Source organism: Photobacterium profundum (assembly GCF_003026285.1).
GTDB classification, from domain to species: domain Bacteria; phylum Pseudomonadota; class Gammaproteobacteria; order Enterobacterales; family Vibrionaceae; genus Photobacterium; species Photobacterium profundum.
Genome location: NZ_PYOD01000017.1, coordinates 62923 through 86985, shown reverse-complemented (window position 1 = coordinate 86985; position 24063 = coordinate 62923). Strand labels below are relative to the sequence as shown.

General features: G+C 42.0%; 20 protein-coding genes. 14 read left to right on the top strand and 6 right to left on the bottom strand.

Annotation, left to right across the window (positions count from 1 at the left end; all coding sequences use genetic code 11):
* Positions 1–95 precede the first annotated feature (95 nt).
* Positions 96–1067 carry an elongation factor P--(R)-beta-lysine ligase gene (gene epmA / locus C9J48_RS23515; RefSeq protein WP_006233703.1) on the bottom strand — a complete coding sequence of 324 codons (972 nt, stop codon included), beginning with the start codon at positions 1065–1067 and terminating at the stop codon, positions 96–98.
* Positions 1068–1617: 550 nt separating this feature from the next.
* On the opposite strand from epmA, the gene frdA reads away from it, so the two are divergent.
* Genes frdA through frdD form a run of 4 tightly spaced genes read left to right on the top strand, consistent with a single transcriptional unit; the run spans position 1618 to position 4928 of the window.
* Entirely contained in the window at positions 1618–3429 is a 1812-nt protein-coding gene (frdA, locus tag C9J48_RS23510) for a fumarate reductase (quinol) flavoprotein subunit (protein ID WP_006233704.1), read from the top strand.
* Positions 3429–4169, top strand: a complete 741-nt coding sequence (locus C9J48_RS23505; protein WP_006233705.1) for a succinate dehydrogenase/fumarate reductase iron-sulfur subunit — start codon at positions 3429–3431, stop codon at positions 4167–4169. The genes frdA and C9J48_RS23505 overlap by 1 nt, the downstream gene beginning before the upstream one ends.
* Positions 4170–4171: 2 nt before the next feature.
* Positions 4172–4555: a fumarate reductase subunit FrdC gene (gene frdC / locus C9J48_RS23500; protein WP_006233706.1), complete on the top strand. Its 384-nt coding sequence runs from the start codon at positions 4172–4174 to the stop codon at positions 4553–4555.
* 10 nt (positions 4556–4565) lie between these two features.
* Positions 4566–4928 (top strand): fumarate reductase subunit FrdD, encoded by a 363-nt coding sequence (gene frdD, locus C9J48_RS23495; RefSeq protein ID WP_006233707.1) that lies wholly within the window; start codon positions 4566–4568, stop codon positions 4926–4928.
* 84 nt (positions 4929–5012) lie between these two features.
* Here frdD and C9J48_RS23490 read toward each other — a convergent pair whose 3' ends face one another.
* Entirely contained in the window at positions 5013–6410 is a 1398-nt protein-coding gene (locus C9J48_RS23490; RefSeq protein WP_006233708.1) for an SPFH domain-containing protein, read from the bottom strand.
* A 208-nt stretch (positions 6411–6618) separates the two neighbouring features.
* Entirely contained in the window at positions 6619–7185 is a 567-nt protein-coding gene (gene efp / locus C9J48_RS23485; protein ID WP_006233709.1) for an elongation factor P, read from the bottom strand.
* Between the two features lie 34 nt (positions 7186–7219).
* Here efp and epmB point away from each other — a divergent pair, with 34 nt between their 5' ends.
* Together epmB and rimK are read left to right on the top strand one after the other, a co-directional pair.
* Complete coding sequence (epmB, locus tag C9J48_RS23480) at positions 7220–8242, top strand: EF-P beta-lysylation protein EpmB (RefSeq protein WP_006233710.1); 1023 nt, start codon at positions 7220–7222, stop codon at positions 8240–8242.
* A gap of 433 nt (positions 8243–8675) precedes the next feature.
* Complete coding sequence (gene rimK / locus C9J48_RS23475) at positions 8676–9581, top strand: 30S ribosomal protein S6--L-glutamate ligase (RefSeq protein ID WP_006233711.1); 906 nt, start codon at positions 8676–8678, stop codon at positions 9579–9581.
* Between the two features lie 1082 nt (positions 9582–10663).
* Here rimK and groL read toward each other — a convergent pair.
* Positions 10664–12316: a chaperonin GroEL gene (groL, locus tag C9J48_RS23465; RefSeq protein WP_107281267.1), complete on the bottom strand. Its 1653-nt coding sequence runs from the start codon at positions 12314–12316 to the stop codon at positions 10664–10666.
* Positions 12317–12357: 41 nt separating this feature from the next.
* Positions 12358–12648 (bottom strand): co-chaperone GroES, encoded by a 291-nt coding sequence (locus tag C9J48_RS23460; RefSeq protein ID WP_006233714.1) that lies wholly within the window; start codon positions 12646–12648, stop codon positions 12358–12360.
* Positions 12649–12858: 210 nt separating this feature from the next.
* On the opposite strand from C9J48_RS23460, the gene C9J48_RS23455 reads away from it, so the two are divergent.
* Positions 12859–14244 (top strand): MATE family efflux transporter, encoded by a 1386-nt coding sequence (locus tag C9J48_RS23455; protein ID WP_050764933.1) that lies wholly within the window; start codon positions 12859–12861, stop codon positions 14242–14244.
* A 130-nt stretch (positions 14245–14374) separates the two neighbouring features.
* On the opposite strand, the gene C9J48_RS23450 is transcribed toward C9J48_RS23455, so the two are convergent.
* Positions 14375–14950 carry an FxsA family protein gene (locus C9J48_RS23450; protein WP_006233716.1) on the bottom strand — a complete coding sequence of 192 codons (576 nt, stop codon included), beginning with the start codon at positions 14948–14950 and terminating at the stop codon, positions 14375–14377.
* A 453-nt stretch (positions 14951–15403) separates the two neighbouring features.
* On the opposite strand from C9J48_RS23450, the gene aspA reads away from it, so the two are divergent.
* The 7 genes from aspA (at position 15404) to C9J48_RS23415 (ending at position 24057) form a co-directional block, all read left to right on the top strand.
* Positions 15404–16864 carry an aspartate ammonia-lyase gene (gene aspA, locus C9J48_RS23445; RefSeq protein WP_006233717.1) on the top strand — a complete coding sequence of 487 codons (1461 nt, stop codon included), beginning with the start codon at positions 15404–15406 and terminating at the stop codon, positions 16862–16864.
* 123 nt (positions 16865–16987) lie between these two features.
* Entirely contained in the window at positions 16988–18295 is a 1308-nt protein-coding gene (locus C9J48_RS23440) for an anaerobic C4-dicarboxylate transporter (RefSeq protein WP_006233718.1), read from the top strand.
* Between the two features lie 542 nt (positions 18296–18837).
* Entirely contained in the window at positions 18838–19755 is a 918-nt protein-coding gene (locus tag C9J48_RS23435) for a LysR family transcriptional regulator (RefSeq protein WP_036804470.1), read from the top strand.
* Positions 19756–19904: 149 nt separating this feature from the next.
* Positions 19905–21812, top strand: coding sequence for a protein-disulfide reductase DsbD (locus C9J48_RS23430; RefSeq protein ID WP_006233721.1), 1908 nt, complete (start codon positions 19905–19907; stop codon positions 21810–21812).
* A 205-nt stretch (positions 21813–22017) separates the two neighbouring features.
* Positions 22018–22653, top strand: coding sequence for a response regulator transcription factor (locus C9J48_RS23425; RefSeq protein WP_006233722.1), 636 nt, complete (start codon positions 22018–22020; stop codon positions 22651–22653).
* A 302-nt stretch (positions 22654–22955) separates the two neighbouring features.
* Positions 22956–23588: a MarC family protein gene (locus C9J48_RS23420; protein WP_006233723.1), complete on the top strand. Its 633-nt coding sequence runs from the start codon at positions 22956–22958 to the stop codon at positions 23586–23588.
* A 202-nt stretch (positions 23589–23790) separates the two neighbouring features.
* Positions 23791–24057 (top strand): DUF4212 domain-containing protein, encoded by a 267-nt coding sequence (locus C9J48_RS23415; protein ID WP_006233724.1) that lies wholly within the window; start codon positions 23791–23793, stop codon positions 24055–24057.
* Positions 24058–24063 lie beyond the last annotated feature (6 nt).

The window sequence follows — 24063 nt, the reverse complement described above, 5'->3', positions numbered from 1 at the left end:
TAAACAAAAAGCGCAGCTAAATAGCTGCGCTTTCGTCGTTGGTATCGCGACTCAATATCGCCTCTCAACACCATCAAAGATCAATATCTAATAAATCAGGCAATACCGATCGGAAATGCAGTAACTTGATCAATATGATCCAGCTTTAATGCAAGCATGATCAAGCGATCAATACCCAGCGCAACACCCGCACAGTCAGGAAAGCCTGCACGTAACGCTTCAATAAGATGTAAATCAATAGGTTGTGGCTTTAACCCCATGTGAATTCGCTTTATATTATCTTGTTCAAAGCGGACGAGTTGCTCATCACCATTGGCTAGCTCATGAAAACCATTCGCCAGCTCGATCCCTTTAAAATACACTTCAAAACGTTCTGCAACGCGGTTATCTGTTGAATTTATTTGTGCCAACGCTGCTTGAGAAGCCGGGAAATCATAAACAAAAGCAGGGGCTTGCAGCCCTATTTCGCCTTCAACACCGATGCTGAATAATAACTGCAGTAAAGTATCGCGATCCTGTTCAGGATCGGCAATATCAGCCAAACCTAGTGTACGTGCTACGCCTTTCAGCTGGTCCATTGTCCCTTCTAAAGGGCATACACCAAGCACTTGAATGAAGGCTTGTTGGTAGCTCATGCGCTCAGCTTTATCGCACTGCAATACCAGTTGTAGCAGCTCATCCATTTCATTCATCAAATCATGGTGATCAAAGTCAGGTCGATACCATTCCAGCATCGTGAATTCAGGGTTATGGTATCGCCCCGATTCTTCATTGCGAAATGACTTACAAATCTGATAAATAGGGCCGCTTCCTGCCGATAAAAGACGCTTCATGTGAAACTCAGGGCTGGTCATCATATACAGCGTCTGTCCCCCAGCAAAACCCGGGCCGACGAATTCTGTTTGGAAAGTATGCAGATGCACATCAGTCACCGTCGCCTGGCTCATCGCCGGCGTATCGACTTCGATAACGCCTTTGCCAGCAAAGAAATTACGAATGGAAGAAAGCACAGCAGCGCGTTGTTTAAGCTGTTTTATAGAAGCCGTTGGTTGCCAAGATTGAGACATAACACTCTTCTTTTTTATTAGGGAAATCATCTGTAGGCATAATATCAAAGCAAAGAACAGGCAACACGCCTAAAAACATAACCATATGAAATAAAACAAATTAATTAATTGCGTCACATTATGAATAGAATACAACTAATTGTTACGAGTTAACCTCAAAAGAACATACTGATTACCAACCACTAACCAACATAAAAGTAACCATTCCAGCATAAAATCAACATTTAGGTTCTTTGCTCTACCTCATTTGTTTTAGTTTATTTTTATTATTAGCGACTTAGCGTCAAAAGAAGAAACACATAAGTAATGAGCCAGAAACAATTATTACAAAATAAACCGGTCAATTAACATCCACAAAACATTACATTTTGTGATAAAAATCACAATTATTGTAATCACCTTATACTTTTGGGCTATTTCCATAAGAAAGCTGCGTCTAAATCAACTTTTTTATCTATTTTGTTGCATAGAATATACCTAGGATTTCAAGGATAGGTGCACTGTTGCGCATCTGTTAAATTTTTTATCGTCTTACCTCCGGAGGATAACTGTGAAGACAATTACCACAGATATCGCTGTAATCGGTGCTGGTGGTGCTGGCCTACGTGCTGCCATCGCTGCTGCTGAAGCAAACCCAGACTTAGAAATTGCACTTATTTCTAAAGTTTACCCAATGCGCTCTCACACTGTAGCTGCAGAGGGTGGCTCCGCTGCCGTCATCAAGGATGAGGATAGCTTAGACAATCACTTCAACGATACCGTTGGTGGTGGCGACTGGCTATGTGAACAGGACGTTGTTGAATATTTCGTAGAAAACGCGACTCGCGAGATGACCCAATTAGAACAATGGGGTTGTCCTTGGAGCCGTAAAGAAAACGGTGACGTAAACGTTCGTCGTTTTGGCGGAATGAAAGTAGAGCGTACATGGTTTGCTGCGGATAAAACCGGCTTCCACATGCTACACACGCTTTTCCAAACATCTATCAAATACAAGCAAATCAACCGCTTTGACGAATATTTCGTTGTTGATCTATTAGTTGAAGAAGGTGAAGTACAAGGTCTTGTCGCTATTCACATGTCTGAAGGCGAATTGATCTGTATTAAAGCTAAGTCTGTTGTACTAGCAACGGGTGGCGCGGGTCGTGTTTACAACTGTAATACGAACGGTGGCATCGTAACTGGCGATGGTATGGCAATGGCGTTCCGCCACGGTGTACCACTACGTGATATGGAATTCGTTCAGTATCACCCAACAGGTTTACCAGGTACTGGCATCTTGATGACTGAAGGTTGTCGTGGTGAAGGCGGTATCATGCTAAACAAAAATGGCTACCGTTACCTACAAGATTACGGTATGGGTCCTGAAACACCTATCGGTCAGCCTAAGAACAAATACATGGAACTTGGTCCACGTGACAAGGTTTCTCAAGCATTCTGGCACGAGCAGCAAAAAGGTAACACCATCCAGCACCCATTGGGTGATGTGGTTCATCTTGATTTACGCCACCTTGGTAAAGAGTATTTACATGAACGCCTACCGTTCATCTGTGAATTATCTAAAGCATACGTAAACGTGGATCCTGCGGAAGAGCCAATTCCAATTCGCCCAACTGTTCACTACACCATGGGTGGTATTGAAACAGACAAGAATAACGAAACGCGTATTTCTGGTTTGTTCGCTGTTGGTGAATGTTCATCTGTCGGCCTTCACGGTGCTAACCGTTTAGGTTCTAACTCTCTAGCTGAGCTTGTTGTATTCGGTCGCCTTGCGGGTGAAGGTGCAGCGAAGCGTGCAGTAGAATTCAAGGGTTGGAATGAAGCGTCTATCACTAAGCAGATTCAAGCAGTTCAAGATCGTATTGATGCGCTGATGTCTCAAGAAGGTGATGAAAATTGGTCTGATATCCGAACTGAAATGGGTCACTCCATGGAAGCGGGTTGTGGTATCTACCGCCAAGAAGATTTAATGCAAGCGACTGTTGATAAACTAGCAGAGCTTCGTGAGCGTTATAAGAAAATCAGCATCAAAGATAAAGGTAAAGTATTCAACACCGATTTGCTTTATGCAATCGAAGTTGGCTACGGTCTGGAAGTGGCAGAAACAATGGCTCACTCAGCTATTCTTCGTCGCGAATCACGTGGTGCACACCAACGTCTAGATGACAACTGCACAGAGCGTGATGACGTAAACTACCTGAAGCACTCACTTGCATTCTACAACGGTGATAAAGCACCTCGTATTGAATACAGCGACGTGACAATCACTAAGTCTCAGCCTAAAGCACGTCTATACGGTGCGGCAGCTGAAGAAGCAGCAGCAAAAGAAGCAGCTGAAGCGAAGCAAGCAAAGGAGCAGGCATAATGTCAGGCAACCGCATCCAGAAAGTAGAAATCCTGCGTTATGATCCAGAAAAAGACGCAGAACCGTATTTTGAATTATTTGAAGTACCGTTTAATGAAACCATGTCAGTGCTTGATGCTCTGGGTTACATCAAAGATAACCTAGATAAAGATCTAGCTTACCGTTGGTCTTGCCGTATGGCGATCTGTGGTTCTTGCGGCATGATGGTTAACAAGGTACCTAAGCTAGCTTGTAAAACTTTCTTACGTGACTACCCAAATGGTCTGAAAATCGAAGCATTGGCTAACTTTGCTATCGAAAAAGATTTGATTGTTGATATGACGCCGTTCATCGAACGTCTTGAAGCTATCAAGCCATACATCATTGGTAACAATCGCACACCTGAAGATGGTCCGAACAACCAAACACCCGAGCAAATGGCTAAATACAAGCAATTTGCAGGTTGTATCAACTGTGGTCTTTGCTACTCAGCATGTCCTCAGTTTGGTTTGAACCCAGAATTCATTGGTCCTGCTGCACTAACACTTGCACACCGTTACAACCTAGATAGCCGAGATAACGGTGCTCAAGAGCGTATGAAGCTGATTAACGGCGAAAACGGCGCTTGGGGTTGTACATTTGTTGGTTACTGTTCTGAAGTTTGTCCGAAGAGCGTCGATCCAGCAGCAGCGGTTAACCAAGGTAAAGTTGAATCTTCTAAAGATTTTGTTATTGCCATGATTAAGCCTCAGGAGGCATAAGGATGAGCAACCGTAAACCTTACGTTCGCGAAATGACACGCACTTGGTGGAAAGATGATCCTTTCTACCGCTTCTACATGGTACGTGAAGCAACAATTCTACCTTTGATCTTTTTCACTATCTGCCTGACATTCGGTCTAGGTTGCCTAGTGAAAGGACCAGAAGCTTGGGCTGGTTGGTTAAGCTTTATGTCTAACCCAATTGTGGTGGTATTAAACATTCTTGCGCTTCTTGGCAGCTTGTTCCACGCACAGACCTTCTTCAGCATGATGCCTCAAGTAATGCCGATTAAAATTAAAGGCAAAAAGCTTGATAAGAAGATTATTGTACTAGCTCAGTGGGCTGCAGTTGCTGCAATTTCACTGTTCGTTCTAGTGTTAGTTTAAGGAGAGCCACGTGGTAAATCTAAATCCTAAACGTTCTGACGAACCAGTATGGTGGGGTCTGTTTGGTGCTGGTGGTACTTGGTTCGCAATGCTAACACCAATAACGGTACTTGTTCTTGGTATCATGGTGCCACTAGGCATACTTGATGCGGATGCAATGAGCTATGAGCGAGTTTCAGGCTTTGTAACAAGCTTCATTGGCGCACTATTTACTATCGCGACACTAGCACTACCAATGTGGCATGCAATGCACCGCCTACATCATGGTATGCACGATCTAAAATTCCACACAGGTGTGGTTGGTAAGATCGCTTGTTACGCGACTGCGTTCCTAGTATCTGCTTTAGCAATTATCTTTGTATTCATGATTTAATTATCATTGATATACGAAATGTAGAAAGCACCGCTTAGGCGGTGCTTTTTTTTGGGTCAAATAAATACGTGCTATTTGTACGCGCTATTTGTTTTGATTGGTATCGGCGAGTTGTTGGTTCTTCTCTAAAATCCCTAATGCCCCCAACCCCGTAATTACATCCAAATTAGTGGTTAATTTTCCTGCATTACTGCCACCAAAATAGTTCGTTGGCATCTGTACTTGATAGTTCTTCAAGTTATTGTACAACGCAGTGGACACATCACGATTCAATTCAGCTAAATAGACATCGCGGTTTGCACCATAAGCATCATATTTTGATTTTAAGATTTCAGCTTCAGCATGCCCTTTCGACAAAATGGCTTTCGCTTCATATTCTGCTGATAACGCATTGGCTTTTTGAATCGCCAAGTTCGCTTCTGCTATCGCCAATTCTTTTTCTTTATCGACTTCCGCTAAACGCTTGGTTTTTTCGACCTCTACAATTTCTCGCTCTGCAATTTGACGAGCAATTTCTACTTCTTTTTGCTGCGAAATAATCGCGAGCTCTTTATTTCGCTGCGCATCTTGTACTTCACGAGTGCGTTGAATCTCTTTACGTAACTGTTCCGTTTCTGCTTGTGCTTTTGATGTTTCTTGCTCTTGGATGGCACGAATGCGATCAGCGACTAACCGCTTCTTATCCATCAATAGCTTGTTTAACTGCTCTTCCGGTGAAGGGTCGCCTATGGTCACTTGCGTAACCGCAATACCGTACTGCTGTAATGGGTTGTTCTGACGCTTAGGGTTACCATCTGTATCTAATACGGGGACGGTTTTCCATACCAATTGCTGCGTGCGTTGCAATTTATTCGAATTAGATTGGTTAATACCGACTGGCGCTAAATCAATTTGCTCAATTTCAACTTGCTTTCGCTCGGTCATATAAATGCCATCACGCAGCTGATCACCAAGCTTTGTTTTAAATTGATTTAATCCTCCTTGGAAAAATTCTTCTCCGGTATATTGAGTCGCTGTAATCACCGTAACATTTCGTGCATTTTTAACCAATAATGCATCGATTAAATTACTGTTATTACGAAATTCTCGATGCATTTTTACCACTGCATCAGGGTTTTGAGACAGTTTAAATCGGAAAGTAACGGGAATGCTGCCAATATAGGTATCAGCAAAGCGGACTTGAATAGACGGTAAGCGTTGATAGAAATCTTCGCCCGTTGTATTACCATAAGAAACGGTAATAACCTGATCGTATTTAGTTATTTTAGATAAAAAAGGCATTCGAAAATGAATACCAGGTTCACTAAAAACATCCAGCTCGCCAGTCACATTATTCTGATGCACATAGGTATATCCTGCATCGGTCATTAAAACGGAATTATTCGCTAACCCCAAGAATGCAGCAATACCTAAAATGCCGCCAGCAAGAGGAAGAGACAGTTTTTTCTTTAACGCAGCTTGTGCCTGAGGCTTAAAATCCATATAACCCACCAATTAATATAATTATTATGTATGTATCAATAATTATCATTCTAAATACAAATAACTATAAACGGTAGCTTACACTTCCAGCTGTACAACTGAGTTCATAAAAAATAATGAGAAATAGTGATAATCTAGTAAAATCATCAAATTGTAGACATAAAAAAAGCCGCCTTAGCGACTTCTTTATTACCTGTGAAAGCAAATATTACTTCACACGGCCTACGTACTCTCCAGAGCGAGTGTCAACCTTGACCACTTCACCAATCTGGATGAACAGTGGAACGCGCACAACGGCGCCCGTTATAAGTGTTGCAGGCTTACCACCAGTACCCTGTGTATCGCCTTTTAGGCCAGGATCGGTTTCAGTCACTTCTAGTTCTACGAAGTTTGGTGGGGTAACAACAATAGGGTTACCGTTCCAAAGTGTTAGCGTACACGTGTTGTTTTCTACCAACCATTTAGCATTATCACCAACAGCTTTTACATCGGCACCAATCTGCTCAAATGAAACGTTGTCCATGAAGTGGTAGAATTCACCGTCGTTGTATAGATAATCAAGTTCAACGTCAACTACATCGGCAGCTTCAACTGATTCGCCAGATTTGAACGTTTTTTCAAGAACTTTACCCGAAAGTAACTTACGGATTTTTACACGGCTGAATGCTTGACCTTTACCAGGCTTAACAAATTCGTTTTCGATAATGACACAAGGTTCATTATCTAGCATAATTTTCATTCCGCTGCGGAATTCATTGGTGCTGAAAGACGCCATTTCTATCCTCTTACACATCTTCGAGTTGTATTTAATGCCGCATATAATAACCCGAAACGCCTCAACTGTTGAGCAAAACTGGCTTAATGATCTAGCTAATGCGATTTCAGATCCTTTTCTGCTACTAAAAACCCTAAAAATCGATCCAACACCATGGGAAAAGGGCTTAGCCGCAAGAAAGCTATTTGCGTTACGCGTACCAATGAGCTTTGTTGATAGAATGGAAATTGGCAACCCCTATGATCCACTATTGCGACAAATTCTGCCTTTAGAGCCAGAATTTGAAGTACATGACGGGTACTCTCTCGATCCTTTAGAAGAACAAGACAACGCTATTCCAGGCTTACTCCACAAATATAAAAACCGCGCGTTAATGATCGTGAAAGGGGGTTGTGCGGTAAATTGTCGCTACTGTTTTCGTCGCCACTTCCCTTACAACGACAACAAAGGCGGCAAAGCGCAGTGGAAAGTAGCTCTGACCTACATTGCTGAACACCCAGAATTAAATGAAGTCATTTTATCGGGCGGTGATCCATTAATGGCAAAAGATCACGAATTAGCATGGCTAGTTGATGAAATAGAATCGATTTCTCATATTAAACGCCTGCGTATCCACACTCGTCTGCCCGTCGTCATACCTAACCGTATTACTGATGAGTTATGTACATTAATTGGCAATAGTCGCTTACAAACGATTCTGGTTACCCATATTAACCACGCCAATGAGATTAATGATGAACTAACTGATGCCATGACAAAACTCAAACGCGTGAATGCCACCCTACTTAACCAAGGTGTGTTATTACGCGGGATTAATGATTCAGTTGATGCACTTACATCGTTAAGCGAAGCCTTGTTTACCGCAGGTATTCAGCCTTATTATTTACACGTTTTAGATAAGGTACAAGGTGCGACCCACTTTATGGTTGATGACACTGAAGCACGCCAATTAATGGCAGGTTTGATGCAGAATGTGTCGGGGTATATGGTGCCAAAATTAACACGTGAAATCGGTGGTCGAGCAAGTAAAACACCACTAGACCTTCACTTAGAATAACCACTCAATTAAGCACCAGCACTCACTTCACGGCGTACTGGTGCATCAAATTTCAGATTATCGCGACCGAGCTACTGCTTCACCCCCGCCCTTGTACACAATAATAAGACAAATACACCAAAAAGCTGACCACGTATAAAGACAACATTACAACCCAAAATAAATCTACATAAGTCATTGTTATTAATAAGGCGTACAGCTTGTGCAGCTTTTGGAGTATGACAACCCAAAAGCTTTCACTCTTTATGATCATCTATTAATCAGTACTTTTGATTAACTCGATAAAAAAATATCATCGTCACATCTCTCGATTTTTTTTACGATTAAGAGCATAGTCGCCGCTTATTCAGTATTGCCATTATTCGGCAAATTGAAGTTCGCCAAACTTCCCACACTGATCCCATATCACCCTTTATAAGTCGCGAGAAACGCAATGAAAATTGGCATTCTGTCCCAGAACGAAACCCTATACTCAACCCGCCGTTTACGTGAAGCATGTGAAGCTCGTGGTCATGAAGCGGTTATCATTAATGCCCTGCGTTGTTATATGAATATCAACTCGGTACAGCCTTCTATTCATTTTGAAGGTAATGATTTAACTGGTTTTGACGCCATCATTCCACGTATTGGTGCAGACATAACATTTTATGGCTGTTCAGTATTACGTCAATTTGAAATGATGGATGTGTTCTCGGTAAATCAGTCAATTGCTATTTCACGATCTCGAGACAAGCTACGCTCTTTACAATTATTAAGCCGTAAAGGTGTAGGTATGCCAATCACTGGTTTTGCCAGCAAACCAGACGATGTGCCCGATTTAATTAAAATGGTAGGTGGTGCGCCACTGGTCATTAAATTATTAGAAGGTACTCAAGGTATTGGCGTGGTATTGGCTGAAACCCAAACGGCTGCAGAAAGTGTTATTGAAGCTTTTATGGGGCTGAAAGCCAACATCATGGTGCAGGAATACATTAAAGAAGCAGGCGGTGCTGATATTCGCTGTTTCGTGATTGGCGATAAAGTCATTGCAGCCATGAAACGCCAAGCAGCCGATGGTGAATTCCGTTCGAATTTACACCGTGGTGGTAGCGCATCTTTAGTCCGTATTACACCAGAAGAACGCAAAACAGCAGTCGCAGCTGCAAAAGCAATGGGATTAAGCGTTGCAGGGGTCGATTTACTCCGCTCTGAACGCGGCCCACTAATTATGGAAGTTAACTCATCACCTGGTCTTGAAGGCATTGAAGCGGCAACAGAAAAAGATATCGCCGGTATGATCATCGAATATATCGAAAAAAATGCCACCAAGAAAAATCGCCGTCATTTACAGCATCAGTAAAAGTTAGCCTCAACGTTATCGACGAGTGCCTTACTATTCGATCTAATTAAAAGCAGCAGTTACTGGCTGCTTTTCATTTATATGCACCGAAACCCTCCTTCTAAAGCGTTCCTCTTAATTCTTCATACCTTGTTTTATCTGCTATTTATGCCTAGTTCAAAATGATTTTTCCTACGCGATTTCTTGCCTAATTACAGACCAAGCATAGTGTTAGCCACACGCTTCGTACACCTTTCACAACATTAAACAGCAAAAAGGTAACTGCAAATAAACACTGTAATGTAAGATACAAAAAAACATCATAAGGTATTGAAATTAAATGAGTTAATATTACGTACAGCTTTTTTGGTTAATTTTAAAGTGAACTGCGCATAGTTATTTTTATTTAAAAGAACATCAATACTCTTAAAGATAAATCGGTACAGCAAAGTGACATATAAACAGCTAAAATGTGATCATAAATGGCTGGTGAGTTAAAATACAAAATAAAGCGTATAACCAGCTGATTTTAAACAAATTAAAAACCGTACTGCTTTTTCAGCTTTTTTACAGATAAAGAGGTAATCGCACTTTTTATCCTTAAGCAGGAATAAAGTAGCTATATTCTTTTTAAAAGCAAAACAACGTACAGAATTAAAGGCAAAAAACAGCAAAAAGGTAACCATGGTCAATCCCAAAGTATTTCAATTTAAAATAAACCTGTAAGGCTTTGTTTTTAAAGCCAATTAATTGCCGTACAGCTTTTTGAGGAATTTAATCAGTAAGCTAGCCTGTAGATTTATGGTTTTAATCATTCTATCTACAACGATTAAAAGCTTGTGCTAGCTTGTTGGTAAGATATTTACATCAAACCTTGATACTTGTCTTGATAGGTATAGTTGCGGGGTTATACGGCTATTGGCGAATCAATACTGGCGTTATGGAAGAAACTTACATTGAATATAACTAATGGCAGCAGCGAATAAACAAAAAATACAATGTCACAGGCACAAAAAACCCGCCAAAAGACGGGTTCTTTTTTATCAGTGGTTATTTACAGCACAATGATTAACACCGTGTTATTAATAACGACAGAATGATGATTACATCATACCGCCCATGCCACCCATACCACCCATGCCGCCCATATCAGGCATTGCAGAGGCATCTTTCGCTGGCATATCTGTAATCATTGCTTCAGTAGTAATCATAAGACCAGCAACAGAAGCTGCGAACTGAAGTGCTGAACGCGTTACTTTAGTTGGGTCAAGAATACCCATTTCAATCATGTCGCCGTATTCGCCAGTTGCAGCGTTGTAACCGTAGTTATCTTCGCCAGCACGAACATTGTTAGCAACAACTGATTCTTCATCACCCGCATTCTTAGTGATTTGGCGAATAGGAGATTCCATAGCTCGAAGTGCTACACGAATACCTACGTTCTGCTCTTCGTTGTCACCAACAAGACCAGACTCAGCAACTTTTGAGGCAGCACGGATTAGTGCAACACCACCACCTGCAACTACGCCTTCTTCTACAGCTGCACGCGTTGCGTGTAGTGCATCTTCAACACGGTCTTTCTTCTCTTTCATTTCAACTTCAGTTGCTGCGCCAACTTTAATAACAGCAACGCCGCCTGCTAGTTTCGCAACACGCTCTTGAAGTTTTTCTTTGTCGTAATCCGATGTTGCGTCTTCGATTTGTTGACGAATTTGAGCAACACGGCCTTGAATCATTGTTTCTTCACCAGCACCATCGATGATAGTTGTGTTTTCTTTGGTGATAGAAATACGCTTAGCTTGACCAAGATCTTCAAGTTGTACTTTTTCTAGCTCTAGACCGATTTCTTCAGAAATAACAGTACCAGCAGTTAGTACAGCAATGTCTTGTAGCATTGACTTACGACGGTCACCGAAACCAGGAGCTTTAACAGCTGCAACTTTCACGATACCACGCATGTTGTTCACAACAAGTGTTGCTAATGCTTCACCTTCAACGTCTTCTGCAATGATAAGCAGTGGACGAGATGCTTTTGCTACGCCTTCTAGAGCAGGAAGTAGTTCACGAATGTTCGATACTTTCTTGTCTACAAGTAGAATGAATGGGCTTTCTAGATCAACAGAACCCGCTTCTTGGTTGTTGATGAAGTAAGGAGACAGGTAACCGCGGTCGAACTGCATACCTTCAACAACATCAAGCTCATCTTGCAGTGCTTGACCTTCTTCAACAGTGATAACACCGTCACGGCCTACTTTTTCCATAGCTTCTGCAATTAGGTTACCCACTGTTGCATCAGCATTTGCAGAAATAGTACCTACCTGTGCGATAGCTTTAGTATCTTCACATGGTACAGATAATTCTTTTAGTGCTTCAACAGCAGCAACAACCGCTTTGTCGATACCACGTTTAAGATCCATTGGGTTCATGCCAGCAGCAACGGCTTTTAGGCCTTCAGTAATGATTGACTGTGCCAATACTGTTGCTGTTGTTGTTCCGTCGCCCGCCGCGTCATTCGCTTGCGAAGCCACTTCTTTTACCATTTGTGCGCCCATGTTTTGGAACTTGTCTTCAAGTTCGATTTCACGTGCAACAGAAACACCATCTTTTGTGATTGTTGGTGCGCCAAATGATTTATCTAGAACAACGTTACGGCCTTTAGGACCTAATGTTACTTTTACAGCGTCAGCCAGAACATTTACACCTTCTAGCATTTTAATTCGAGCGTCATTGCCAAATTTAACGTCTTTAGCAGCCATGTCTCTATTCCTTTCTTAATTATTTATTTAAAGTGAACGGATTATTCAACGATTGCCATGATGTCATTTTCAGACATGATCAGGACTTCTTTACCATCAATCTTTTCTGACTTAGTGCCGTAGCCTTCAGCAAAGATAACAGTATCACCAACTTTAACGTCCAACTCTTGAACTGTGCCATTTTCTAGAATGCGGCCTTTGCCTACAGCTAGTACAACACCACGTGTTGATTTTTCGGCAGCAGAACCAGTTAGCACAATGCCACCAGCAGACTTAGATTCAACTTCTTGGCGTTCAACGATAACTCGGTCATGTAAAGGACGAATGTTCATTGGTCGTCTCTCCTGATTGGGTAAGATCCATGGGATATAAACAAGTAGCACACTAGAGGTCACTTACTTGTTCTGTTAAGTACACATGTTGGGTCGTTTTTCAGGATCCCAAGCCCTAAGCACTAAATATTCCGAAAATAACCCCGAGAATTTTTGCCCGATCACACTCTTTGCTTTAGGGTAATCGGGCGAATCAAATCCGAGACCATTATGTTAAAAGAAAAAAGGTCCCTGTCAGTAATCCCAAAGACCGTGAATCAACGCCCCGACAAACACGGGTTGCTGTCTGATCCTATCGCCGATGTATTGCGCCGCCTTACTGTACCTATGGTATTTGGTATGGTCGCGATCTTAATGTTCAACTTAGTTGATACTTTTTTTATCTCATTATTAGGCACTGATGCTCTAGCTGCTGTCAGCTTCACTTTTCCCGTTACCTTTGCAGTAAATTGCATCACTATGGGAGTTAGCGTGGGTATCTCGACCAATATTGGTCGCTTATTAGGTCAAGGAGCTGGGCATTCAGCAGCACGCTTTGCCAGTCATGGCATTCTACTGGCCGTTATACTGGTTATTGCAGCATCAAGCTTAGGTATCAGCACAATTGAACCTTTGTTTTCACTCATTGGCGCAAGCCCTGATTTATTGCCCATTATCAATGAATACATGAGCATTTGGTATTTAGCGATCCCATTGCTGGTTATTCCGATGGCTGGAAATAGTGCAATTCGTGCAACGGGTGATACTAAAACACCAGCAAAGATCATGATGTTGGCAGGATTGATCAATGGCGTGCTCGATCCTTTATTGATCTTCGGTTACGGTCCATTTCCTGAGTTAGGGGTAAAAGGTGCTGCGATTGCCAGTGGCATAAGCTGGGCATTCGCCCTGCTGTATTCGCTCTTTATTTTAATTTATCGAGAAAAAATGCTGGCGAAACCGAAACCAGCATTACTGCTAAATGATTGGAAAAAAGTGATGCAAATTGGTATGCCTGCTGGGCTATCCAATGCGTTAAATCCGCTATCTGGTGCATTACTAATGTGGTTACTTGCTACGCAAGGCACAACATCTGTTGCGGCTTATGGTGCAGCAATGCGCATTGAATCATTACTGGTCATTACCATGATGGCATTAGGCTCGGCATTAATGCCTTTCATGGCGCAAAACTTAGGAGCCGATAAACCAGAGCGTGCATTTAAAGCCCTGTTCACCGCCATGCGATTTGCCATTATCTTCCAGTTGTTAATTTTCGTGATGATGGTACCGCTCAGTTGGCCGTTATCAGCCTTATTCAGCCAAGATGTCGCAGTACAAGAGCAATTGTGGCATTACTTGATAGTGGTACCGATCAGCTACGGCCTTCAAGCTGTGTGTATGTTATTAATTAGTGCTTTAAATGCGATGCACAAATCAATGCATGCTCTAGTGTGGAATTTATTACGCTTATTCGGCTTTTTATTACCTGCGGCATGGTTAGGCTGCCAGCTTAATGGCACTGAAGGGTTATTTATTGGTATTACCGTTGCCAATATCATCAGCGGTATTTGTGCTTATTTATATGCTGTACACATACGTAAACAAGCAGGCTTTTAAACATATCACGATACAAAAAAATAACGCTTTTTCACGTAAAATATGTGAATAGCATGAACAAAAAAAGCAGCCAATGGCTGCTTTTTTATTGCGTCGGGTCATACGCTGCTCAGCGTTTGTATTCGATAAACTAATTCAAACGATTATTCTGATCGTCATTTTTATCGTCTTTACGTTCAAACTCGCCATCAAACACATCACCGTCTCGATTGTCAGTATTACGCGTCTCTTGACTACGTTGTGACTCAAAAGGATCGGCACCATCAAATGGACCTTGCTGACCAAATGGGCTTTGATTGTCAAACCCCTGACCGCCGCCAAACCCTGCCGAGAAACCAGAACCCATGCCGTTTACTTTTACTCGGCTCATTAATTGCTTCGCCAGCATGGCGCGGGGAGCAGGCAATAACACTATCATACCCAATGCATCAGTCATAAAGCCTGGGGTTAATAGCAATACGCCCGCAACAGCCAGCATAACACCTTCAACAATTTGTTGAGCCGGTATTTCACCTTGTTGTAATCGGCTTTGAACAGACATCAAGGTCGCAATACCTTGGCTGCGAACTAATGACGCCCCCACAACTGCTGTTACCAATACGAAAGCAAGGGTTGGCCATAAGCCAAAGAAACCACCTACTTGAACAAATAATCCAATTTCAACGATAGGGACAAGAATAAATAAAAACAGCAATACAGGAAACACAGCTTACCTCTTAGGAGTCGTTGAACACTTACAGGCAAGTCTTCATCACCGATGACATTGCCTAAAAGATATTAAATTTTATCTATACATTAACTATGGGGCTATTGTGGCATTTTTCAACTAAATAGGCGCGAAGCTACTCCGCATTATTCGTCATCAATCATAAATACACACTTCATTCACAATTAGTTATATTTCTTCATTTATCACCATGATCGAGAGCCTAATTATTAACAGCATTTGTGAGGAAGATCTCATTCTTGTGCAAATGTTTTCATGTGCTTCAAAAAAGTGATCTCGGTTATGGTTTTACCACTAAAGGGGAGTATTATCGGCAGCAAATAAGGTGTCAGGAACGATCATCTAGCCAAAACTTCTGCAGAATGGATTCTTATTCAGAACTGGCTCAAAGTTTGAATTTTTATTAGCAGATTCCCCATAAAGGCTATATTTATGTCTCAGATGATTGATCTTGAAAAGAATGAAGCAACTCTAAATGTTGCTACTCGCATTGAAGAAGATTTACTTGGTGAACGTCACGTTCCTGCTGACGCTTACTGGGGTATCCACACACTTCGCGCTGTTGAAAACTTCAACATCTCAAACACTACAATTTCTGACGTTCCTGATTTTGTTCGCGGTATGGTTTTCACTAAGAAAGCAGCTGCAATGGCGAACAAAGAACTAGGCGCTATTCCTTCAGAAGTTGGTGACTACATCATCAAAGCATGTGATTTAATTCTAGACACTGGTAAGTGTATGGATCAATTCCCGTCTGATGTTTACCAAGGCGGTGCTGGTACTTCAGTAAACATGAACGCAAACGAAGTTGTTGCTAACCTTGCTCTTGAACTTATGGGCAAAGATAAAGGCGAATACGACATCATTAACCCTAATGATCACGTAAACAAATCGCAATCAACTAACTGTGCATACCCAACAGGTTTCCGTGTTGCTGTATACAACAGCATCATGACAATGATTGAAGCACTTGATTATCTAAAAGGTGCTTTCGACGCGAAAGATAAAGAATTCGCAGGCGTTTTAAAGATGGGTCGTACTCAGCTTCAAGATGCTGTACCAATGACTGTTGGTCAAGAGTTCCACGCGTACTCAGTTCTTCTTAAAGAAGAAATCAAAAACCTTAAGTACACAGCAGATCTTCTGCTTGAAGTGAACTTAGGTGCAACAGCTATCGGTACTGGCTTAAACGCAGCGACTGGTTACCAAGAACTTGCTGTTCAACGTCTTGCTGAAATCACAGGTCTATCATGTACACCAGCAGAAGATTTAATCGAAGCAACGTCTGACTGTGGCGCATACGTAATGATCCACGGTGCTCTTAAGCGTACTGCGGTTAAACTGTCTAAAATTTGTAACGACTTACGTCTACTTTCTTCTGGCCCTCGTACTGGTTTGAACGAACTAAACCTACCAGAAATGCAGGCAGGCTCTTCAATCATGCCGGCGAAAGTAAACCCAGTAATTCCTGAAGTAGTTAACCAAGTTTGCTTCAAGGTTATTGGTAACGACACAACAATTACTTTCGCAGCAGAAGCTGGTCAGCTTCAGTTGAACGTAATGGAACCTGTAATCGGTCAGGCACTGTTCGAATCTATTTCACTTCTGAAAAACGCTTGTGTAACTCTACGTGATAAGTGCGTATCAGGTATCACAGTGAATAAAGAAGTATGTGAAAGTTACGTATTTAACTCAATCGGTATCGTTACTTACCTAAACCCGTTCATTGGCCACCACGAAGGTGACATTGTTGGTAAGATTTGTGCTGAAACAGGTAAAAACGTACGCGAAGTTGTACTTGAGCGTGGTCTTCTAACTGAAGAGCAACTAGACGACATCTTCTCGGTACAAAACCTAATGCACCCAGAATACAAAGCGAAACGTTATAACTAATAATAATTAACGTAACCGCTAAATAATAAAGCGGGTTTTCAGGAAGAAAATCCGCACCTCTTTGCTACAACATTCCCATTTATTTTTTATTTGATTTTTTTAACTTTAAGACAGGACAATCTTATGATTGGTGTAGAACTATTTGTTGTTCTCGCGTTTATTTATTTAGGCGCAAGAATTGGTGGTATTGGTATCGGTCTTGCCGGTGGTGCTGGTGTTATTGTGTTATCGCTATTTTTAGGGGTACCAACAAGCCAAGCATTTATTCCGGTTGATGTAATTTTAATTATCATGTCAGTTATCACAGCGATTGCAGCAATGCAGGTAGCTGGTGGTATGGACTGGTTAGTTGAATTAGCAGAAAATTTCCTTCGAAAAAATCCTAAGCACATTACTTTTTACGCGCCAATCGTGACATATATTATGACACTGATGGCGGGTACAGGACACACTGCATTCTCTACGCTTCCAGTTATTGCTGAAGTGGCTAAAGAGCAAGGTATTCGCCCTTCACGCCCACTCTCTATTGCGGTTGTTGCATCTCAGATTGCGATTACGGCATCACCAATTTCAGCAGCTGTTGTTTTCTTCTCTGGCCTGCTTGAACCAATGGGCATCGGTTACCTAACACTGCTTGCGATTTGTATTCCTACAACGTTTATCGCATGTATGGTTGGTGCATTCGTTGCTAACTTCCTAGGCTGTGAACTAAAAGATGATCCAATATATCAAGATCGCCTAGCAAAAGGTCTTATCAAGCTTAAAGGTTCTGGTAAGCGTGAGATTCTACCAACAGCGAAGCCTGCAACGTACATCTTCCTTGGCGCTATCGCATTTGTTGTTTGCTACGCAGCAGCAATCTCAAGCTCTGTGGGTCTTATTGAGAACCCAGCACTTGGTCGTAACGAAGCAATCATGACCGTTATGCTAGCTGCAGCTGCCGCTATCGTGACTTTCACAAAAATCGATGCTTCTAAAATTGCAGCAGCACCAACATTCCGCTCTGGTATGACAGCATGTATCTGTGTATTAGGTGTGGCATGGTTAGGTTCTACATTCGTTAACTCACACGTTGATGGCATTAAAGAAGTAGCGGGTTCACTACTTAGTGACTATCCATGGATGCTAGCACTTATCTTGTTCCTTGCATCTATGTTGCTTTACTCTCAAGGCGCAACTACTGTAGCACTAATGCCTGCTGCATTGGCTATCGGTGTTGCTCCTCTTACTGCTATCGCATCTTTTGCAGCAGTAAGTGCACTGTTCGTACTTCCTACTTACCCAACGCTACTAGCTGCGGTTGAAATGGATGACACAGGCTCTACACGTATCGGTAACCTTGTATTTAACCACCCATTCTTTATTCCAGGTGTGGTTACTATCTCTACGTCAGTAGCACTAGGCTTCTTGATTGGCGGCATTATTCTTTAATCGCTAAACAAGCACATACAACTAAGGCTACCTTCGGGTAGCCTTTTTCTTTTATATGGCTAAGTAAATAGCCAGGTAATGACGTAGACAATATTGATAATTACTAGGCAGAATTTAGAGTCAGCCGTGGTTTTAGTAACACAATGTATAACGTTGTTAAACGCAATTTAAATCAGCACAGATGATCAGCCGATATAGGATACGTGTAGCAATAATGCTATATGTGAAGAGCGATAAAGGTTGGGCAGAACAGAAATTAAAAACAGTAAGGCAACAAAACGAGTCTGATGATATTTTGAATAATGAGATTGAGCACGTTGCTCATGAAAGCGGTAAAGTGAAGAATTAAATCTCCGCCCCATCCTAGGGCGAAGACCATGAACAAAAACGGATTCCCATCGTTTTTGTTCGAGCCAAATAAGCTATTATTCCCAAACAACTTATTTGATATGTCTCAGTTTGCTACATCAGGCTTAAGACAGGAAAGCCTGAGCACTTATAGTAGTAGATTAAATAAGCCATGTGATAGAGGTAAAAGCGTTATGCAGCGATGCAAAAATGGTATGAAGTTAGATGACCTACGCGCCCTAATTGCGATAGCCCAACATGGAAGTTTTAGAGCTGCAGCTAATGCGTTAGATATTCCCCCAACGACCCTGAGTCGCCGATTACAACGGCTAGAGGATACCCTTGGCAGCCAACTGGTTATTCGCGATAGTCGCAATGTGGCATTAACACCATTGGGGCGAAATTACTTTGAACGTTGCCAACCATTACTCGGCGAATTAGAAGCTACAACCAGTGAATTAATGGATACCAGCAGCTCAAATCCAAGAGGGGCATTACGGATATCTGCTCCTGTTGGTTTGTTAACGTATCAGCTCATGCCACTGTTTAATCAGTTTCTAGCGCTTTATCCTGAGGTCACACTTTCGCTTAATCATTTATCGAATCAACACCATGATTACAGCCCAGAGCAATACGACGTTGTCTTTCGAGTGGGGCAACAGCCTAACTCCAGCTTTGCTGCTGCCAGAATTGGCGAATCACAACGTACTCTCGTCGCATCACCAGAATATCTTGCACAATACGGTATACCTCGTCATCCAGATGAATTAAACCACCACGCCCGCTTAGCTACCGTGCCAGAGTTTGAGTGGGCACTCACTTGTAAAACTGATATAGCGCACTCGGAAACGATCTGGATCAATTCCCCTGTGCGTATGGCGATTGCCGATTTAAATAGTGTAAAACAAGCAGCAATAAGCGGATTGGGTATCGCGTGTTTACCTAATTATGTAGTAGCAGATGCCCTAGAAAAATCCACTCTCACCACCATGATAGATGACTGGTATTCCCCACCACGTCCCATTTATATGCTGTATCAACGCTTGGGGTATGTACCAAATCATATAACGTGTTTTATCGATTTCATGCGAAATGCACTAACAGGAACATAAATTGATTGTCTGACGATGAAACCAATATGTTTAAAAGGCGGTCCTAAAGAGTATAGTTACGGTAATGGCCGACACGTTAATGCCATTAATATGTTCCTAATAGATAAAATAGCCTAATCTGGATTCGCCTGTAGAAGAGTCAAATAAGCATGATTGGATTGAACAAAAATCGCGAGATGTCCCGTATCGTTTCCCTCTTTTTAATACTGGGAACCCTATTAATTAGTGTATTTAGCCTACCAACACGAGCAGAATTTTCGATATCAGGGCTCTTTAATGACACCCAAAGCACCAATAAATTTGTCACCGTTGATGAAGCCTTTCCGTTTAATTTTAGCCAACAAGGCGATCGTGTTTACCTAGATTGGCAAGTTAAACCGGGTTACTACCTGTACCAACATCAGCTATCGGTTACGGGCAATGATACCCAATTAGGTCAAATAGGTATTCCTACAGGCAAACCATACAAAGATGAATTCTTTGGGCAAGTCAATATTTATACCGACCCATTAACAGTGACGGTGCCGATTCTTGAAGCCACAAATAACTCGACACTCACCGTACGTTACCAAGGTTGTGCCAAGGCGGGTTTTTGCTACCCACCAGAAATTCGACAAATTCCATTATCTGCCATCATAGGCTCAACAGCGAAAGTAAGCACTAATGCAGTAACTAACACAAATGCGCGCGAAGGTACTAACCAGCAGGTTCAAACATCTGTCAGAGCACCAACAAAACAACCAGCCAATACTTCAAACCTTGCAGCAACAAACTCGGCAACGACTGCCACACAACAAGACCAACTGGCTAGCGATCTTGCTGCTCAATGGTGGACTCCCTTCTTGTTCCTTGCTTTAGGTGTCGGTTTAGCGTTTACGCCATGTGTACTGCCGATGTACCCAATCCTGACTGGTATTGTGTTAGGTGGCGGTAAACTCAGCCAAGGTCGGGCATTTCGCTTAGCCTTTATTTATGTGCAAGGCATGGCACTGACATACACTTTATTAGGATTAGTAGTTGCTTCTGCTGGCATGCAATTTCAAGCAGCACTGCAGCACCCTTATGTGTTAATTGCATTAAGTGTCATGTTTGTATTACTCGCACTGTCCATGTTCGGGGCTTATACCTTACAGCTGCCAAGCAGTGTGCAAACATGGTTAAGTGGGCTCAGTAACAAGCAACAAGGCGGCAGTGTCGGTGGTGTATTTGCAATGGGCGCAATCTCTGGCTTGGTCTGCTCACCGTGTACAACTGCCCCATTATCTGGCGCGTTAATGTATGTCGCACAAAGTGGTGATTTATTAACGGGGGCCATCGCTCTGTATGCACTTGCAATTGGTATGGGGATCCCGCTGATTCTTGCCGCGATGTTTGGCAATAAGCTGCTACCTAAAGCAGGAAATTGGATGAACCATGTAAAAATATTCTTTGGGTTTATTTTATTAGCCGTGCCTATTTTCTTACTAGAGCGCATTTTACCGCACCAGTGGGTACCTTATTTATGGTCAGCACTGGGCATTGCAGCATTTGGTTGGTTGTATCACATCAAAACCACCATGCCGGCATCATGGCGTAGCAGTACATTGGCAGTTGTCGCTATCTTAGGATTATTCATTGCAACCCAGCCTTTATATCAAGCCATTACAGGCACGCAGCCAACAACCACAACAGCAAGTGAGTCAAATAACATAGAATTTCAACGTATCGCCAATATCAACGAGCTTAATAGCGCATTAGCTGCGGCGAAAGCACAGGGCAAACCAGTAATGTTAGATTTTTACGCTGACTGGTGTGTGGCCTGTAAAGAGTTTGAAAAGTACACCTTCCACAATGCATCGGTTATGCCCGAGTTAAACAAATTTGTTTTACTGCAAGCCGATGTGACAAAGAGTTCACCGCAAGATATTCAATTGCTGAAAGAAATGAATGTGTTGGGCTTACCGACTATCGATTTTTGGGATAAAGAAGGTAATCCACAAAAGAATGCACGTCTAACGGGCTTCATGAAAGCATCCCCTTTCCTTGAGCATATCCAGCGTCAAACTGCGAATAATTAACAGCGAAAATTGATAACTAACTAAATTTAAAAGAGTGCTAAATAGCGCTCTTTTTTTTTATTTTTCCAGCAATGCGCGGATTCAGCATGATTATTACATCTATCGTCAAGCCTTGTCTGATCTAGCTCTTATCTTGAGTGTTAACGAATTGATCTGGTTTTATAGCAGTGATAGCGTAATTAAAAATAATAGTGAAAAGGTAGCCATGGACGCTCAATACACGATTGTTATCGCTGATGATCACCCTTTGTTTCGTAATGCACTTTTTCAATCAGTGCATATGGCGATCAGCGGTGCCAATCTACTCGAAGCTGAGTCGCTTGATACTCTGCTCAGCTTGTTAGAAAAAGAGCATGATGTAGATTTATTGCTGCTCGATTTAAAAATGCCGGGCGCGAATGGCATGTCAGGTTTAATTCAACTACGTAACCAATATCCAGACCTACCCATCGTCGTGATATCCGCCAGTGAAGAGATTACAGTTGTAAAACAGGTTCGCAACCACGGTGCATTTGGCTTTATTCCTAAATCAAGTGATATGCGCGCGCTAATCAGCGCTCTACATCAAGTGCTCGAAGGAGAACCCTTTTTTCCTGAAGGGCTCGGGGGTGAAGATGATGAAGTTAATGATCTTGCCCAGAAAATAGCCTCATTAACTCCCCAGCAATATAAAGTGTTATGCATGCTGTCTGATGGTTTGCTTAATAAGCAAATTGCGTATGAGTTGAATGTATCAGAAGCAACAATCAAAGCTCACATGACCGCTATTTTTCGCAAGCTCGGGGTTAAGAACCGCACTCAAGCCGTGATTCTATTACAGCAAATGGATTTGGCCCAATAGGTTATAAAGACATCAGGTATTAATTTATCTTCGTTGATACCTGAAAATACCTGTCAAAAAACATACCAAAACAGAGCCTTCACCATCATTTCATTTCAAAACTCCACAGAAAGCAATAATTACCGATTACCCACTGTAAATAGGGCTAATTATTAAACCCTGAAAATTTTAAATACAATTTAATATCAAAATATCCCCCTTAAAAGAATATATTTTTGCTAACATCATTAATATCATAGAAAAAACCAGTAAAAATTAATTATTCTTTCATACAATTAACGATTTTAATTTAGGGGGTTATTTTGCTCAGTGTCCTTCTCACCCAGTTCGTCCTCATTTGGGCTGTTGTCGATCCTATCGGCTCAGTACCCGTGTACCTTGCTCAAACCAGCCACCTAAATGCACAACAGCGCCGCTTAGTCGCACTAAAAGCCATTGCTATATCTGCCGGAATTTTATTGTTCTTTATTATTATCGGTCAGATATTACTGGAAGCGATGCAAATACCCCTTCCTGCTTTTCAAGCTGCTGGGGGGCTTGTTCTGCTACTTTTTGCCCTAACAATGATTTTTGGCGAAGGAAAAGTAGACCAAGAATGTAAGATAAGCGAACAAGAAGTTCAGCACTCTGAACTAGGTAGCTTAGCGGTATACCCTTTAGCGGTGCCTTCCATTGCATCACCAGGAGCCATGATGGCAGTGGTAATGTTAACGGATAACAACCGTTACTCGCTGGGCGATCAGATAGTCACAACATTAGTGATGCTGAGTGTTTTATTAGTCACGTTATTCTTAATGCTTGGGGCAAATAAAATCCAGAAATATATTGGTAATGTAGGGGCTGCGATTATTAGCCGAGTGATGGGGTTAATCCTTGCCGCAGTGGCAGTAAACAACCTGCTAATTGGTATCAAGGATTTTTACCTTATGACTTAGACCTTCGGCTAATGCAACAAGTCATTAACATGCTAAATTTCTATCTCATCTCACAAAATCGCCTGTTTCTGGGCGATTTTTTGGTTTTTAGCACGACTAAAGTTGCACTGTTTAGTTGTAAGATCGTTGCTATTGTCTTTCTGTAACATTTTATTAACGCGCATTTGCCGCGATTATTAACATGACGTGTAAGGAGATGACAATGGCGTTTGAATCCAAGGAGCAGGCTAAGGCCTACTGGAAAGAAAACCTCAGTACAATGGCTTACCTACTCACTATTTGGTTCATGGTTTCGTTCGGTGCCGGCATTTTATTTGTCGATGTTCTTAACAACTTCCAAATCGGTGGCTTCAAATTAGGGTTTTGGTTCTCGCAACAGGGTTCCATTTATACCTTTGTGGTACTGATTTTTGTCTACGTAGTGCGCATGAATGCACTCGACCGTAAGTTCAACGTACAAGAAGACTAAGAGGTT

Bases quoted from the DNA above. Each gene is read 5' to 3' on its own strand.
- epmA (WP_006233703.1), bottom strand. From the start codon at position 1,067: ATGTCTCAATCTTGGCAACCAACGGCTTCTATAAAACAGCTTAAACAA.
- C9J48_RS23505 (WP_006233705.1), top strand. From the start codon at position 3,429: ATGTCAGGCAACCGCATCCAGAAAGTAGAAATCCTGCGTTATGATCCA.
- frdC (WP_006233706.1), top strand. From the start codon at position 4,172: ATGAGCAACCGTAAACCTTACGTTCGCGAAATGACACGCACTTGGTGG.
- C9J48_RS23490 (WP_006233708.1), bottom strand. From the start codon at position 6,410: ATGGATTTTAAGCCTCAGGCACAAGCTGCGTTAAAGAAAAAACTGTCT.
- efp (WP_006233709.1), bottom strand. From the start codon at position 7,185: ATGGCGTCTTTCAGCACCAATGAATTCCGCAGCGGAATGAAAATTATG.
- epmB (WP_006233710.1), top strand. From the start codon at position 7,220: ATGCCGCATATAATAACCCGAAACGCCTCAACTGTTGAGCAAAACTGG.
- rimK (WP_006233711.1), top strand. From the start codon at position 8,676: ATGAAAATTGGCATTCTGTCCCAGAACGAAACCCTATACTCAACCCGC.
- groL (WP_107281267.1), bottom strand. From the start codon at position 12,316: ATGGCTGCTAAAGACGTTAAATTTGGCAATGACGCTCGAATTAAAATG.
- C9J48_RS23460 (WP_006233714.1), bottom strand. From the start codon at position 12,648: ATGAACATTCGTCCTTTACATGACCGAGTTATCGTTGAACGCCAAGAA.
- C9J48_RS23455 (WP_050764933.1), top strand. From the start codon at position 12,859: ATGTTAAAAGAAAAAAGGTCCCTGTCAGTAATCCCAAAGACCGTGAAT.
- aspA (WP_006233717.1), top strand. From the start codon at position 15,404: ATGTCTCAGATGATTGATCTTGAAAAGAATGAAGCAACTCTAAATGTT.
- C9J48_RS23440 (WP_006233718.1), top strand. From the start codon at position 16,988: ATGATTGGTGTAGAACTATTTGTTGTTCTCGCGTTTATTTATTTAGGC.
- C9J48_RS23435 (WP_036804470.1), top strand. From the start codon at position 18,838: ATGCAGCGATGCAAAAATGGTATGAAGTTAGATGACCTACGCGCCCTA.
- C9J48_RS23430 (WP_006233721.1), top strand. From the start codon at position 19,905: ATGATTGGATTGAACAAAAATCGCGAGATGTCCCGTATCGTTTCCCTC.
- C9J48_RS23425 (WP_006233722.1), top strand. From the start codon at position 22,018: ATGGACGCTCAATACACGATTGTTATCGCTGATGATCACCCTTTGTTT.
- C9J48_RS23415 (WP_006233724.1), top strand. From the start codon at position 23,791: ATGGCGTTTGAATCCAAGGAGCAGGCTAAGGCCTACTGGAAAGAAAAC.